Origin of the sequence: Methanovulcanius yangii, from assembly GCF_018687785.1 — an archaeon.
GTDB classification, from domain to species: Archaea; Halobacteriota; Methanomicrobia; order Methanomicrobiales; family Methanomicrobiaceae; genus Methanovulcanius; species Methanovulcanius yangii.
Genome location: NZ_LTBL01000001.1, coordinates 2,010,716 through 2,025,826 on the forward strand (window position 1 = coordinate 2,010,716; position 15,111 = coordinate 2,025,826).

Sequence of the window (15,111 nt, forward strand, 5' to 3'; positions counted from 1 at the left end):
CCCCCTCCACTGGAGGTCAAGGCCGGGTATATGGCACTTCCAACCCTCAAAACCCGCTCACGCAAGCTCAGGGACGGTGTCGGCCCAGGTCTCGACGGCCCCGACGATCGCGTCGCTCTCGTACGAGGAGACCCGCACCTTGTCGCGGCTGAAGGTCACGTAGTAGACCTCGCCTGAGGGGTCGTGGCACTTCAGCTTGCAGTAGAAGGTGTCCTTTGCGGTGTCGCGGACGGCGGTGCCGCCGATGATGGCGGCAAGGGCCGCGTTGCCCATGAGTTCGGTTGCAGCGGCGCTGAAGGCGGCGACTGTCTCCACCTGGGCGGAGATGTCGCCGACCTGCTCGAGCTCGGTGTCTTCGTAGACGATCTTGGCGTCGTAGCGCTCCTGCGAGCGGGTGACGCCGTCGACGGTTGCACCCTGGTAGGTGTACGCGGTACACCCGAAGGGGTTCTCTGCGATGACGGCGGAAACGATGCCGTCGAAGGTGCCGATGTCAGCGATGGGAGCAGAAAGCTCCCGGACGGCACTCTTGGTGTAGGTGGTCTGAACAAAGTCTGCCATTGTTGATAGCATTCTCCTGCCAGCCATGGCCCCGGGGTTGTATGACTGACAATACTAAATATGACTATAAGTAATATTAATCTGCCTTAACCGCGGATAGTTGAGCAGGGAATTCAAACGAAATTGAGGAGAATCAGAGGGAAATGGGAGAGGAAATACGAAATTATGAAAGGACCAATTTGACGGAAACAATCATCGAGACGCACCGCGATGTGAAGTGGATCTGCAAAACCCTGAAGGAGATGGACGCACGGGATGAGGACTTTGAGACGAGACTGCGCACACTGGAGCGGTGGCGTGCGGAACGGGCCGGGGCCGAGAGGCGGACGAGCGGGATGGTCGCGGGAGTGAGCGGGGTTGTCGGAGCCGTTGCGGCGTGGGTGGTGCAGTGGTTGGGGATGGGGTGAGAGGAGGAGATCTGCCCGGCCCTTCCCGCTTCTCCTCACGCCAGGACACGGTTCCACGACAGGGGAACCTTTAGGGTGGAATTCGGCGTATTCTCACTCATGACACGAATTGGCGATGATGAACCATGACCGGCACCCACCCGCTTCTCCGGAGTGCCCTCATCGGCCTTGGTGCCGGAGGCGTCATCGTCGGGCTCATGTACCTCGTCTCGGTAGGATGGATGGGCCCGACGTCCTACAACGACGGGCTCTGGAAGATGCGCATCCTGCACCTGTACGGATCCTCTCTGCTGGTGTTATTCTTCGCCGGGTGCTGCACCCCCTTCGTGCTTCCTGCCGGAAAACGTAAGGCGATCCTTTTGCATGCCGCCCTCGCGGGTCTCATCGCCGCGGCCGTGGTCCGCTTCCTGCCGCCATATGGGAATCCTCCCTCCTCCCTCTCCTCCTTTCTTGCGACCTGGCCACAGCTGGCCATCATCCTTGGCACCGGCCTGCTGGCGTCCGCCGCCGGGGGGCTCTTTGCCTCGTTCATCCGGAGAGACGGGGCACAGGGGGTTGCACCCCTTCTCCCGGTGGCTGTGGTCGTCATCGCGGCCATCATCCTTCCGCCCCTCCTCGGGGACGCCGTGGTATCCACCGGCATCATTCCCCCCTCCGCCGATACCGGGGGCTTCTCGGTGGTCGCCTACGGGCCCACGGCACCGACCGATCTCCGGGTGCTGAAACTCTCCCCCGAGGGCGATCCTGCATGGGAGAGAACGGTGGACATCGGCACCTATGACGGGGCGGACGTGCTCACCGAATACGCCGGCGGCTACGCACTCACGACAACGGAGTACGGGCAGAACCACACCACCGTGCATCCGGTCCTGATCGACCGGGAGGGAACCGTCTTGAGGCAGAATGCGATCACCGCCGAATTTCCCCTCGTATCGGCCTTCATCGCCGCACCGGACGGCGGGTTCCTCATTGCAACAGGGGCATCGGAAATTATCCGCATCAACAGCACGGGAGTGACCGTCCGGACAACCTCCCTCACGACCGAGAGTCCGGGCATGGCCCCCGTCTCGTTGTTGGCACGGGATGACGGGACCGTCGTCGTCGCCTGGGCAAACCGGGTCGCCTGCATGACGGACGACGGAAGCGTCCTCTGGGACGTTACGCCCGCGAGCCTGGGGAGCGGACCGTCCCGCGTTCTTCTTTCCCCCGCGGGGGACGGCGGCGTCCTCCTCTGCACGGAGGGGCGGCAGATACAGGCAGGCGAGGGGTATGCGGTGCATCCGGTCGCGGTCCGCCTCGGTGCAGACGGCACGGTCCTGTGGGAGAAGAGGTTCGGGAGCGGAGGCGCAGACACCCTCCTCGGCACCTGGCAGAACGGGTCGGGGCATGCCATTCTGTACCGGACGACCACATATCCTACCGGCTCCGGCGGCAGGGTCGTCCCGGCGTACACCGGACACCTCCTCGGCCTGGATGAGAACGGCACCGAAACCGGGCTGCGGGAGGTGCCGGATACCGGCGGAGCGGTGATCCCGTCTCCCGGCGGAGGGTATCTCCAGGTGGATGTCGGGGAGACCGCGCTTTCTGCCACCTGCTATGATGCCGGCGGGGTGCTCTGGACAAACCACTACGATGTACGGGCCAACCCCATGTCGGTCCGGGGCACGGGGACCGCCGACGGCGGCTATCTCATCGCCGTCTCGTCTCCGTCATGACATTCCTTTCCCCCTCACACCACCCCCTCGGCCCGGTTCCACTCCCGGACCAGCCTCGCATAACACCCCTCGCAGATGCTCATCACGTACTCGTCTGAATAGTACATCGCAGTTCCCCGGGGCGGGACTTCGAGATCCGCCTGAGATATCGCTTGAAGGTTGGAAGGAGCAGCAGGCCAGAGCCGAGAAGCGGACGAACGGGATCGTCGCGGGGGTGAGCGGGGTTGTGGGAGCCGTTGCGGCCTGGGTGGTGCAGTGGTTGGGGGTGGGGTGAATGGCATTCGTATCGGAAAGAGGGTGCTCTTCCCCAAGGCGAAGGAGTATTCAGGGATACTGGTAAAGGGTTGAACTCGATCTATAGACAGTTTCACGGCACCCGTCTGGCAATCCCTTAGGAATACGGAAATTAAACATCACAATCAACCGGAAAGGTTATATTTAACACTCAATAATACGCATACCTACAGAACCTGATGCCATCCGAGCGGATGCTCTGGAACCAATGTGCCGGGAGACCATGATGAATAAAATCAAAAAGATCCATGCAATGCTCTTTGCAATCGAGAGGGATCCTGGTATCGGCAAGACCAAACTCATGAAATATATCTTTTTTATCGACCTCATCCATTTCAACCAGCGAGGGGTGAAACTCTTCGAGAGTTCGTATATCCGGATGCCGAACGGACCGGTCGACGGGGGAGCCCTCTCCCTTGCGAGTGAATCGAATCGCTTCTTCGATGTCTCCTATCCACGCTCCGGAGCAGGAAACCAGACCTACGAGCAGTATCATTTCGACCTGAAGATGGAACCGGATCTCTCCCTCTTCACCGTTTATGAGCGCATGCTTCTGGTGATGGTCCTGCAAGCCCTGAAAGGGAGGACGGCGACCACTATCAGCAGCCTGACCCATCAGCTTCGCCTCTGGAAGGAGTTCACCGACGGGGACGAGATCCCGACCGACAGTCTCGAGCTGAGCGAGGAGGAGATTCGCCTTCTGGAACAATACGGCTTTCATATCGATGGGTTCCAGCGCAGGTTCTGCCGTTCGATGCTCGACTTGTCACGGGGGATCCATGACGCGGTCTCCCCCCTGAATGAGGAGAGGATCACCATGGTCGAAAACTTCCTGGATGACCTCCTGCGTGACTACCCGCACCCGTCGATGGATATCTTCCATGACGCATATCTCGCCTGGGACGACACCTTCCGCACCGCACTCATCTACAACCCCGTAAGCACGCTCTCTCTCACTGAAGATTGTTGTGATGCCATATGTTACGTCTCGTATGCTCTCGCTGCAAAACCGGGCCGCACTGCTGATATTACGTCCTACTGCGAGAAGGTCGAGGAGAGGTTCAACAGCATCGGCGAGGACATCTATCGTGGCCTTCCGGTTCGGGAACCACCTGAAGAAATGATTTCCTCTCTGCTGGATGATACGATGAGGCTCTCCCGGTCCATGGCACAGCATCCCTCCACGATCGCGAGGAGATAATGTGCCCTATTTCCATGACAGCAATGTGATCATCGGGTATTATTTTCAGGTTGCCGACACATGGGGGCAGGAGGCGACGACTGTTTTTGAAGATCCCGAACCGAACCATACCAGCACCTTTGTCTGGGCAGAGTGTTTCGGTCTGGAATCGGGCGGGAGATGCACGACTATCCAGTCTGCCATCAGAAGGGAATTTCGCCGGGTCATTGCAGCACTCACAAGAGAGGAATCGATCGAGACCCTGCTGACCATGGTGCAGGACTGGAGAATCTGCTCCATTGTGCGTACCGCCGCAAGCGGCGTTCAACATGACCCTCGCCGTCTCATCACAATCCTCAGGGACGTGCATGAGAGATACCAACAGGAATGTGCCGGGCGACTCATGCGGCTGGAAAACCCGGACGTGCTCAGTGTACATACCCGGAATACGCCCTACAACGATCTCTATCGCTGTCTTGAAGAGTACATCAACGATCCCGATGATATCGAGGTCATTCTCGATGCCCACGACGTTGCACAAGCGATTGCTGGCCTCATTCTCTGGACGGGGGATTTGGGGCATATAGTGGCACACCGGCAGAAGATAGTGGAAAAGACCGCGATTGCCGCTGTCTGTTTTCTGGGTTGGAAAACTCCTGTCTGAGCCCGATTGAAAAGAGGATAAAAGAGTGATCCCTTCCGTACTTTGTCCCATCCACCTCAAGGCAGCATCATCCGTTTCAGGAAGGACTTACTCACTCATGACAAAGAAGGGAGGGACCTCCCATAACCGTTGCGGCTGCATCGCGAAAGAGAACCGCCTCCTCTCCTAAATGTTCCTTCTCTTCTCACACCACTCCCTCCCCCCGATTCCACTCCCGGACCAGCCTCGCATAACACCCCTCGCAGATGTTCATCACATACTCCCCCGAATAATACACCGCCGTCCCCTCGCCGCAACAGTCACATCTCCCGAGTGAGACTTTCTTCCGCCGGAAATGCCGGTGATCCAGGACGCCGGGGAGGGGGAGGGTGGTGCCGGGAGACGCCTGTTTCGCCGTGGATTGTTGCACCGTTGCACCAGGTTCATTGTCTTTGCACCGAGTTTTGCACCATGAATCTCTTGCCTGTGGTTTTGAATTGTAGAACGGAGTCTGTTCTGCTCGTAACTCCGGTAACGTTGCACTCGCACCGGGATCACAGACAGAGCCACACACAGGAGCAGGGCCAGTGGGGGTGCCGAGTGTTTCCGGGAAGTAGTGCAACCTTCCCCTACTCTCTGTACGCCTCTCTTCTCTCTCCTCTTCTCTACCAAAACAACGGGAATTCCGGCCGTCTGCCACGTTTGCACAATCGCCGGTTTTTTGGTGCAAATCTGGTGCAACGGTGCAATCCTTCCCGCCGGGACCGGGGTCGTTTCCGTCATCACTGTCGCTCTCCTCCTCTCCGTCCTCTCCCCCATCCAGCCAGACGTCCGTCCGGGCGGCCCATTCGAGGTACTGGACGAGGTCGAAGGAGAAGTAGTGCTGCCGCCGCTTCGCCTCCGTCCCTTCGATGTCCTCGACGACCGTCGCATCGATGAGGCTGATCGCGGGGCACTTGTCGAGGATGCCGAGGTAGGAGGCATGGCTGTTCGAGTAGCCGTGGAGCAGCCGGTAGGTCTGGTGGTACGACAGCCCGAGGCTGTCCTGGAGCTGCCGGATGGTAAAGACCCGCAGGCCCAGGCGCGACATCGTGGTCAGCGCCGCCGACTCGTTTCTCGTCAGCTTCGTCTCCTGCCCGCCGACGTCGCCGTTGAGGGCGAGAAAGAGTTTCCTCGCGTAGGTGAAGTCCTCCATCGTCGCGACGATCGCCCCGTCCTCGCCCACCTTTCGCTGGAGGAAGTGGAGCACCGCGTGGCACTTGATGAGGTCGAAGAGCATCGCGGGGTTGCGGCGGTTGTGGGCCGCGGAGAAGTTGATCCTTCGGGCATAGGGGATGCGGACGGTGCGGACGGCGCCCTTGAGCATCTCCCACATCGACCGGCAGACGAGGACGTCGGGGTCGGCTGCCGCCGGGGAGACTGCGCCCGCCTCGACCCGCTTCAGGTGGGCGAGGACCCGTTGATCCTGGGCGGTCGAGTCGTCGATCCAGACGGTGAGCATCCGGTTCATCACCTGGTCGTCGCCGACCGCTTCCACCTTCGCGAGCCACCAGACGCAGCGTTCGGGGATGGTGCAGACCTTCAGCTGGCGGTCGCGGGTGAGGGTCCTATGCTCGATCGGTTCCTGGAAGTTCGCGGTCGCCGACTTGAGGAGTTCCTGCAGGTCGTCCGAGAGGGTGATGTCGTCGAAGAGGAGGACGGTTCCCGGCCGAAAGTCGTCATAATAGAAGAGGGCCTTGTTGGAGACGGTGCCCTTGAGCCGGTAGGCTTCCGGGAGGAGGCGGAGCATCGCGTTGCAGGCGTGGGTCTTGCCCTTGCCGGAGTTGCCGGAGATCGCGACGTGCAGCCCGCGGGTGTTTGCAACCGACTGCGAGGCGACCGACATGATGAGGCACTCGGCGACGGTCGCATCACCGACGTGGTCGCGGTGGAAGCAGTCCATGAAAAACCCGAGCGGGTCGCCTGACTCGAGTACCTCGCAGGCACGCTTCCGGTGCTCCTGCGCCGGGGTGCATGTGGCGGATGCGGGCGGGGGATCTGCTTCTTCCGCGGGTTTCGTCTCAGCGGGACCGGTGACGACTGTGGTCCGGCCCGTGCTCTTCCTCGTCTTCTTCCCCTCAAACCGCTCCCGCAGTTCCCCCCACCGCTGCACCCCGCCGCCACAGGAGGCATGGTGGCACCCGGCGAAGATGGCGCCGTTTCCGAACTGGACGGCAAAGGCCCCGTCGGCGTGGGCCGCGGAGAAGGGGCACTCGGCAAGGACGAAGAGCGTCCCGCCCTGCCAGGGCTTTGCGGATCTGACGGCGATGCCGTGCTCCCGGAGCCAGTCCCCGAGGTCGATCGCTGGTGTCTGCTTCCTCCCGTTCTTTCCACTCTTCGCGGGTGCCGTCGGCGCCTCCCGCGGGAGGAGGCCTGCGACCCGCCGGAGGGTTGCGGTGTCGATCACCTCGCACTCGTCCGGGACGGACAGGAGCCGGGCGGTCCGGTGGGGCCGATCCGTCGTGTCGTCGCCCTTTTTCGCCGGGGTGCCGTAGCACTTCCAGATGCGGGCGGCGTTGAAATTCGCCGTGTCGACGGTCACCGCCTCGTCCGAGAAGAGGGCGTCGAGGGTGGCAAGGACGCCCTTCACGAGCTCCGCGGCATCGGCGTCGTTTCCGAGGTCGATGCGGTAGAGGAGGTGGGCGCCGTTCCCCGAGTCCGCGATGAGGGGGGCGGGAAAGCCTTTGCCAGAAAGCCATGTCCCGATCTCCTCCGCCCGTGCGAGGGCGGCCTCGTGCTCGGCCTCCGAGGAGGAGACGCCTGCCGGGCGGACCGGGTCGAGGTCGACGGGGAGCCATCGCCGCCGGACAATGTCGGCGTCCGCGGTCGTGGGATCGGACCGGCCGACCCGCATCACCACCCGGTTTGCCCGCCGGGAGAGGAGGGCCGGGTTCACCTCATTGAGGGTGCAGTAGACGCCCGAGACGTCGTTCAGGGTCGCAATCGCCGCGGCCCTATCGGTGAGGACGGCGGGATCATCGAAGTACCCGGAATGTACCCCGCCCGGCCCGAGCGCCCGCAGCTCGACCACCGCTCCTGCGGGGAAGAGGAGGCGGGCGGCACGGGCGATCTCCTCCCGGTCGACGGGAGCCGTCACCGGACATGCCTCCCGCCGATGATCAGGTGAAGGGTGGCGGCGGGGCGTTCGCCCGCGATCACATCCGCAAGCCGCTCCCTTGGGAGGTTGCAGATGCACGTGTGGGTGTAGAAGGTCACGCCGCCCCCGAAGAGGTTCTGCTTCGCGTGGCCGCCGGGAATGCACCGGGTGGCCCAGCCCTGCCGGCCGGCGGGGACGACCGCAAGGAACGTGCCGAGCCCCTCGCCCTCCATGAGGCGGTCGACCTCGCCCGCGGTCATCACGTACTCCCGTCCGTCGATGACCATCGCAAGCTCCCCCTCCGGGGTACTGGTGATCCGGCCGACGGGGTCGCCGTGGGTCCGGGTCATGCGGACCCTCCCGTGGTTATCCCAGGGACGCCGCCCTCTCCGGCGGCGACGGCCTCCGCGATCGTGATCCGGTAGTTGTGCCGCCCGGCCCGTCGTATGGTAATCGCGGTGATGGTCCCGCCGCGGGCGTGGATCTCGCGGGAGAGGGCCTGCGGGATGAGGTAGAGCGGGTAGGCCCCGGCGTCCTCGCCCGCCGGTGCCGCGGGTGCCTGTTCACTCATAGTACTTCCTCCTCTCGAAGGTCGGCACCTGCCGGCGGCAGCTCTCCCGTTCGAGGGATTCGACCCTTTCTGCAAGGGCGTTGATGACGGCGTCCCGGCGGGCGAGCTCCTCGTAGAGGACGTACCACCAGACACGGCCGGGGGCGGGAGTGGGAGCCTGACCCGGTGCGGTGGCGGTGGCATCCGAAGGATGATCGAAGGAGGGTGCCGGCGGCGGTGCCGCTTCACCGGACGGTCCCGGCGATGTGCCGGGGAATCGAGGAAAGAGGGAGGCCGGTGGTGCGGATGGCACCGGCCCCGCATCCTCGTGATGGTAGACAATTGCTGTTTCTCTGACAAATCGAGGTGATGAAACTGATTCTCTTTGATTCATGGGTATTCCTCTGGATGGTGGTGGTTTTCCAGACGCTTCGCTTACGCCTGCGATTGTTTTGTGGATGTGATTGCGGTTCGTTCGCTGGTGCAATCGGTGTGTGTCGGTCGTTCCCGTTGTGGTACGCGATCGCGGCGGGCCTGAAGTGCGGGGCACGGGTGCGGACATCGGAGGGCACCGGCCTCTCATCTCCGGCCCCTTGGCTGATTTGTCCGCTGTCGTTTGGCAGGCCCCGCCCGACGACGTCTCTCGAAAAGAATTCCTGATCGCTTTTTTCTCGTTCAGGATGGTGTCTGGCTGTAACTGAATCTCGTGTACGGGACCTGCTGATTATGCCCCGGCCCTGCCGGGTCGCATGAATGATGGGTTGGGGTGGGGATGCATAGGGGTTTGCGATGTGGGGGGCGGAAGTGTAGAAATAAAAAAATCTTAGGATCCATCAATAGGGACAATCTGGATGTCGTGGTCTCCCTTCACCACCTGCGACGCATAGCTGAAAAGAGCCGTCTCCACATCGGCCGGGAGCCATTTGCCCTCTTCCCGGCGGCCGGATTGGAGATACTGCTCCGGGTGGGGGCAAGCTATTCCCTCGGTGTTCAGGGCTCCGGCGATATGGTTGAGGACCCGGACCCATGTGCCATATTCCCGTGGCCAGCCCTCCTGATCCCGGGGAATCTGCCATAGGTTATTCGAATATGAAACGTTGAGATCAAGGAGCTGATATTTCCCCCCGGACAGGGGATCCCCCTTGCCAAAGACCCGGACGAGGCGGGTATCGATGGCCCCGAATATTTGTGGTACGGCAAAGTGGAGCACCTTGCTGCAATAGGTCGGCCCGAATCCCCTGATCCTGCATCCAAGGATACAGACGGCGTTCTCCGGTTCGTTCTCAAGCCAGAAGGCAGGGGCGCCGTCATGATAGAGGGATATCCGGATCGGGTCCTGGCAGGAGACGTTTTTCGGATTGGGAAGACTGCCCCATGTGGCAATCTCGATCAGGTGCGTCCGGTCGAGAGCATTGTCCATCGCCGCCTGCGAGATCATCTCTTCCAGGCGGAAGAGATCCGGAAATCCCTTCTCCCAGGTATCCCCCTTCCAGGTATATGACCGGTAGAGGTCGGGGAGATCATGGTCCTGCAGGAATCTGTTGATGGTGGCATGGTGTGATTCTGAGAGAGTCATGGGAGTGTTCTCATGGGTAATCGGGGAGTGGGGGGATAAAGGTTGGTGGGGACTTGGGTGTGGGGTGGAGATGGGTCTCGTGTGCGGATAATTTGTGAGGTGGTGAGGGCGGGATGAGCCAATTCTCTTTTAGAAACCAATGGAAAGAGTTTCAATATATTTATTTATTATAATTCTATATTACAATTTATTGTTTTTAAATCAAGGAGATAATCTGCAGGAGACGAATATTTTGAAACTAAAAGCTGAACCAACTGGACTTGGCTGGAGAATGAGGTTTTCGGACGATGATAATCCAACAATTGCATTCCAGGTGTCCATAAAGGATTTAATTTCGCTCTATCTTGGATTGGAGAAGGATGCATATGTTCATGATACTAAAATCGGACCTATTGGTCACATATCGATTAATACTGATTCGGATTGCTATGAAACCGTTTTCAATGGAAAGGAGATATCGCAATCCACTGGTGACGTGATTTCTGCTATCCCAAATAATCTGTTTTTTCAATTGCTATTCCAGGAAGACTTAGGGTATTTGGAACAAAATCAGATTGCCTCCGCTGGCTTGGCGATTCAGAAGCGTTATGAAGGGGAAATACAAGCCAATAAAGAAAAAGGCAATCCAGACATTTTGAAAAAACATGATGTTAGGGCGCTATGGCATTTTTGCCATATCGATAACATACCAACAATTTTGAAATATGGGATAATTGCTCGTGATTACCAAAAATATTGTAAAATCGGGCCTCAACCCCTGTCCTTTGAAGAGATTTCAGATCCAACCATTCAGAAAACCCGAAAGGAAAAAGGATGCCATAGATATGTGCCATTGTATTTCGCCAATGCTGCACCCATGGTTTATCGGATTCAGAAAGCAGATAATGAAAAGGGATTACAGGATATCGTTGCCCTTGAAATTGACCCCGAAATTCTCTTCGTCAACCACAAAAAGATTACAAGGATGAATGCAGGTTGCAAGGATAATCTGGATTTTTCTTCGGATTTGAATTCATTGTCATCATTCCAGTGGGATCTTATTCATTTGGAACCGAATGTGGCCTGGAACTGTGAAAAAGAATTGAACCACTTCCGTGGTGCAGAGGGTTTAATTAAATACATCATTCCTCCTTCGTTTATTAAGGGAATTCATGTTCACTATGATTCAGTAAAAACAAGAGTACGAGAGATGGTAGATCCAGATAAATCAATTCGAGTGAAAAAAAGTTTGGAGAAAGGAGGGGTGAATACTCACGACCTCTTTGACAAGGAATAATTCAAATGCGAAAAATCGAACCGAATATTACCTTGATGGACGCCGGAGACGATATCTTCAAAAGCAGTGTGCAGGTCCTGACAAATACCGTAAACTGCGCCGGATATATGGGCAAAGGGCTTGCAAAACTCTTCAAATCCAAATATGGATCGACGGATATGTTTGATTTCTATAAGGAAAAGTGCCTAAATAGTGAACTCAGGGTCGGTGAACCGATCCTCTGGCCCAGCACTACCAAAAAGAAGAAGTCTGTCCTCCTCTTTCCGACAAAAAACCGTTACCAGAACCCTTCAAAGATAACCTGGATTGAGGACGGTCTCGACTATCTCCGCGACCACTACAAGGAATGGGGAATTGAATCGATTGCAATCCCGGCGCTGGGATGCACCAACGGGGGCCTCAGGTGGGATGAGGTGGAGACGATCATCATTGAAAAACTGGGTGGTCTTGAGGACCTAAAGGTAGAGATCTATCCGCCCCATGAGGAGAAAAAGGAGAAAGTAAAGAATCCAACACTTTTTGATTATTGAAATGTATTCTTCCGGGGCATTGCGGCGGTCGGTTAACATCGCCCGCCCTTCTGCGACCGAATCGAAGAGGATGATGGTAAGGTTCACCCGGTCGCCGGGTCCTCATACGTAAGCCCGAAGACGGTGTCCTTCAACCACCGCTGGAATGATTCGTTGTCCATGAACTGTTTGAAGAGCTCCGTGTCATCCTTCAGGATGGCGTTCATCACCCTGCCGAGCGCCTTGTCGTGTTCGATGCGGGCGTTCTGTTTGTCGGAGTTCTTCTTCGCGTTCTGGTAGGCTGTGTCCGCTGCAACGCGTGCCGGGATATCTTCCGTGATCAGCTTGTGGACGTGGTCGGCATTCGTCCAGGGGATATTGCCGAACTGGTCGTTGAACGCCCGGATGATATTCGAGAGCCGGTCCATCTCCGGTTCCGGTCTGTGCCCTCCGCCGCTCGCCGGGGCCGGGTTGATCTCTGCATCCTCGTCGGGGAGCTGGATCATCATCATCGCCTGCTTCTCGGCCCGGTAGCTATCCATGTCGATTGCCTCGAGAATGCCTCTCGAGAGGTCGTCGGACTGAGGCGCGGGAAGTTTGGGGACGAGGAAGTTGAGGAATATCGAGAGCTTCTCCCATGCCGGGTTGGGATACGACAGCACCGCCGAGAGGAACCCGTAGGTGCGGAGGAATGCCTTCGCCTTGCTCTTGAAGTCCACCTGGCCGTCTTCATCGAGCTCTTCCCTGTAGATGGCGACGCAGGCATCGAGAATCGGGTCGAGCCGGTCGCGTTCGGCACCGCCGAGGTAGAGGGCCACGAGATCTTCGATCGCGGCATCCGCATAGATCTGGTAGCTGTCGAGGTCTGCTTTCAGGTCGTGGAGTTTGTTGGGGTCGGTCTCGTCGCTGAGGATGGTCGTGCGGTAGTAGTTGGCGAAGGCCGTCTGGATCATGTCGGCGTCGTTCATGAAGTCGAGGACGAAGACGTCGTGCTTCTGCGGGTGAGCACGGTTGAGGCGGGAGAGGGTCTGGACCGCCTTGATGCCGGCGAGCGTCTTGTCCACGTACATCGTGTGGAGGAGCGGTTCGTCGTAGCCGGTCTGGAACTTGTCGGCACAGATCAGGAACCGGTACGGGTCGTTCTGGATTTTGTCGGCGATGTCCCCTGACGGGAATCCGTTGAGGGACGCCTCCGTGACCTTTCCTCCGCCGTATTCATGTTCGCCGGAGAATGCGACGATGGCCTTGTAGGGGCTCTTTCGTTCGGCGAGGTAGTCGCGGACGGCGTGGAAGTACTGGACGGCCCGCTCGATGCCGTTTGTTACGACCATCGCCCGTGCCTGGCCGCCGATCTTGTTCTGGGCGATCACCTGCTCGTGGAAGTGGTCCACTATGATCTCGGACTTGAGGCGGATGGCGTGGTCGTGGCTCTCGACATAGCGGCGCAGTTTCTTCTGCGCCCGCTTCGTGTCGAATTCGGGATCGCCTGGCACGGTCTTGATCAGTTTGTAGTAGCTCTGGACGGGGGTGTAGTGGGCGAGAACGTCGAGGATGAATCCTTCCTGTATCGCCTGTTTCATCGTATAGTGGTGGAACGGGACGTGCTGGACCTTCCCGTCCGGCTGGGGCACAGGGGCGCCGAAGATCTCGAGCGTCTTGTTCTTTGGGGTCGCGGTGAAGGCGAAGTAGCTCGCGTTGGGGAGGAGTTTCTTGGACTCGATGAGGCGGTTGATGGTATCCTCGATTGTCTCGTCGTCCTCTTCGGCCCCTGCCTCGGAGAGGGTCATCGCAAGAGCGGCTGAGGACTTCCCGCCCTGGCTGGAGTGGGCCTCGTCGATGATGATGGCAAAGGTCCGGTCCCGGTGATCCTTGCCCATGTTATCCACGATGTAGGGGAACTTCTGCACGGTGGTGATGATGATCTTCTTGTTCTCCGCGATGAACCGGCGAAGGTCGCCTGACTGGTTCGCGTGGCCTATCATTGCGCCAACCTGTGTAAACTGCTTTATGGTGTCGCGGATCTGGCTGTCGAGGATACGCCGGTCGGTGACGACGATGATCGAATCGAAGACCTTCTTCCCGTCTTTTTCGAGCGGAACGAGCTGGTGGGCGAGCCATGCGATGGAGTTCGATTTGCCGCTGCCCGCCGAGTGCTGGATGAGATAGCGGTTCCCGGCACCCTTCTCCTGTGCATCTGCAAGGAGCTGCCTGACGACGTCGAGCTGATGATATCGGGGCCAGATCTGCGATTTCTTCTTTTTGCCGGTCTTCTCGTCCTTTGTCTCGATGATCTGGGCATAGTTTTCGAGGATGTTGGTCAGGCTCCGCCGGGTGAGGACCTGTTTCCAGAGGTAGTCGGTCTTGAGCCCGTTCGGGTTGGGAGGATTGCCTGCCCCGTCGTTCCAGCCCCGGTTGAAGGGCAAAAACCACGACTCCTTGCCTTTCAGGTGGGTGCAGAACCAGACCTCATGCTCGTCGAGGGCGAAATGGACCGCACACCGGCCGAACTCGAAGAGCTTCTCCCGCGGGTCGCGGTCGCGCCGGTACTGCTGGATGGCGTCGTCGGCGGTCTGTTTGGTGAGGCTGTTCTTCAGTTCGAAGGTGGCGACGGGAAGGCCGTTGATGAAGAGTGCGAGGTCGAGGGCGAGCTGTGTCACGTCGCGGCTGTACCGGAGCTGGCGGGTGACGCTGAACCGGTTCTTCCCGAATTTTTCTTTGGCGGCGGTGTTCCCCGGCGACGGCGTCGCGTAGAAGAGGTCGATATGATGGGCATGGTGCTCGATGCCCTTTCGCAGGACATCGATGGTTCCCCGCTTGGTGATCTCGCCCTGCAGTCGTGCGAGGAACTTACGCCTGGTCGGCCCGTCCTCACCCAAGGCGAGGGCCTCTGCCGCCTTCGGCTGGGTCGCCGTAAGAAACGTACTGAGCTGGACGAGGTCGACGCAGTACTCGCGGTCGTAATCGGCAGGGCTCCCGCAGATCCAGCCTGCCGCATAGTCGCCGGGCCGCTCGGTGACCCGGTCCGGCCCCCCCGCTCCCGGATCGCACGGGGCGCCGGTCAGGGCCGCACAGATCAGCCGTTCGAGACCGCGTTCGGTGGTGTCGGTGGTCATCGTACCCTCCGTAGCTGCAATTCCTCGCCTACATCCATTGTTTTTATCCTTGACCTACGGGAAATTAAGTATTCTGCCTTGATTTACTCTCTTCTCCTGAAAAATAATCATAATCAGACGATTGGGAGGTATATTCTGTTCTTTGCCTGAA

At 58.9% G+C, this 15,111-nt stretch carries 13 protein-coding genes; 6 read left to right on the top strand and 7 right to left on the bottom strand.

All coding sequences use genetic code 11. The features are described from left to right. Positions 1–57: 57 nt before the first annotated feature. Positions 58–561, bottom strand: a complete 504-nt coding sequence (locus AZH53_RS09980; protein WP_319643372.1) for a hypothetical protein — start codon at positions 559–561, stop codon at positions 58–60. Positions 562–704: 143 nt separating this feature from the next. Here AZH53_RS09980 and AZH53_RS09985 point away from each other — a divergent pair, with 143 nt between their 5' ends. From AZH53_RS09985 to AZH53_RS10000, 4 genes are all read left to right on the top strand, one after another. Then, complete coding sequence (locus AZH53_RS09985; protein WP_319643373.1) at positions 705–968, top strand: hypothetical protein; 264 nt, start codon at positions 705–707, stop codon at positions 966–968. 125 nt (positions 969–1,093) lie between these two features. Continuing rightward, on the top strand, positions 1,094–2,683 hold the full coding sequence (locus AZH53_RS09990) for a PQQ-binding-like beta-propeller repeat protein (RefSeq protein WP_319643374.1): 1,590 nt from the start codon (positions 1,094–1,096) through the stop codon (positions 2,681–2,683). A gap of 517 nt (positions 2,684–3,200) precedes the next feature. Next, entirely contained in the window at positions 3,201–4,178 is a 978-nt protein-coding gene (locus tag AZH53_RS09995) for a type II toxin-antitoxin system antitoxin SocA domain-containing protein (RefSeq protein WP_319643375.1), read from the top strand. Between the two features lies 1 nt (position 4,179). Beyond that, complete coding sequence (locus tag AZH53_RS10000) at positions 4,180–4,821, top strand: hypothetical protein (RefSeq protein WP_319643376.1); 642 nt, start codon at positions 4,180–4,182, stop codon at positions 4,819–4,821. Between the two features lie 184 nt (positions 4,822–5,005). On the opposite strand, the gene AZH53_RS10005 is transcribed toward AZH53_RS10000, so the two are convergent. The 5 genes from AZH53_RS10005 to AZH53_RS10025 form a co-directional block, all read right to left on the bottom strand. Beyond that, on the bottom strand, positions 5,006–7,936 hold the full coding sequence (locus tag AZH53_RS10005; protein ID WP_319643377.1) for a hypothetical protein: 2,931 nt from the start codon (positions 7,934–7,936) through the stop codon (positions 5,006–5,008). Then, positions 7,933–8,286, bottom strand: coding sequence for a hypothetical protein (locus AZH53_RS10010; RefSeq protein WP_319643378.1), 354 nt, complete (start codon positions 8,284–8,286; stop codon positions 7,933–7,935). The genes AZH53_RS10005 and AZH53_RS10010 overlap by 4 nt, the downstream gene beginning before the upstream one ends. Continuing rightward, complete coding sequence (locus tag AZH53_RS10015; RefSeq protein ID WP_319643379.1) at positions 8,283–8,507, bottom strand: hypothetical protein; 225 nt, start codon at positions 8,505–8,507, stop codon at positions 8,283–8,285. The genes AZH53_RS10010 and AZH53_RS10015 overlap by 4 nt, the downstream gene beginning before the upstream one ends. Beyond that, entirely contained in the window at positions 8,500–8,799 is a 300-nt protein-coding gene (locus tag AZH53_RS10020) for a hypothetical protein (protein ID WP_319643380.1), read from the bottom strand. Before AZH53_RS10020 ends, AZH53_RS10015 begins: the two co-directional genes overlap by 8 nt. A 510-nt stretch (positions 8,800–9,309) precedes the next feature. After that, positions 9,310–10,062 carry a hypothetical protein gene (locus tag AZH53_RS10025; RefSeq protein WP_319643381.1) on the bottom strand — a complete coding sequence of 251 codons (753 nt, stop codon included), beginning with the start codon at positions 10,060–10,062 and terminating at the stop codon, positions 9,310–9,312. A gap of 232 nt (positions 10,063–10,294) precedes the next feature. Here AZH53_RS10025 and AZH53_RS10030 point away from each other — a divergent pair, with 232 nt between their 5' ends. Both AZH53_RS10030 and AZH53_RS10035 read left to right on the top strand, forming a co-directional pair. After that, positions 10,295–11,338 (top strand): DUF4433 domain-containing protein, encoded by a 1,044-nt coding sequence (locus AZH53_RS10030; protein ID WP_319643382.1) that lies wholly within the window; start codon positions 10,295–10,297, stop codon positions 11,336–11,338. A gap of 5 nt (positions 11,339–11,343) precedes the next feature. Further along, positions 11,344–11,868 (top strand): macro domain-containing protein, encoded by a 525-nt coding sequence (locus AZH53_RS10035; protein WP_319643383.1) that lies wholly within the window; start codon positions 11,344–11,346, stop codon positions 11,866–11,868. Positions 11,869–11,951: 83 nt separating this feature from the next. Here the strand turns inward: AZH53_RS10035 and AZH53_RS10040 are convergent, their stop codons facing one another. Continuing rightward, on the bottom strand, positions 11,952–14,960 hold the full coding sequence (locus AZH53_RS10040; protein WP_319643384.1) for a type I restriction endonuclease subunit R: 3,009 nt from the start codon (positions 14,958–14,960) through the stop codon (positions 11,952–11,954). Positions 14,961–15,111 lie beyond the last annotated feature (151 nt).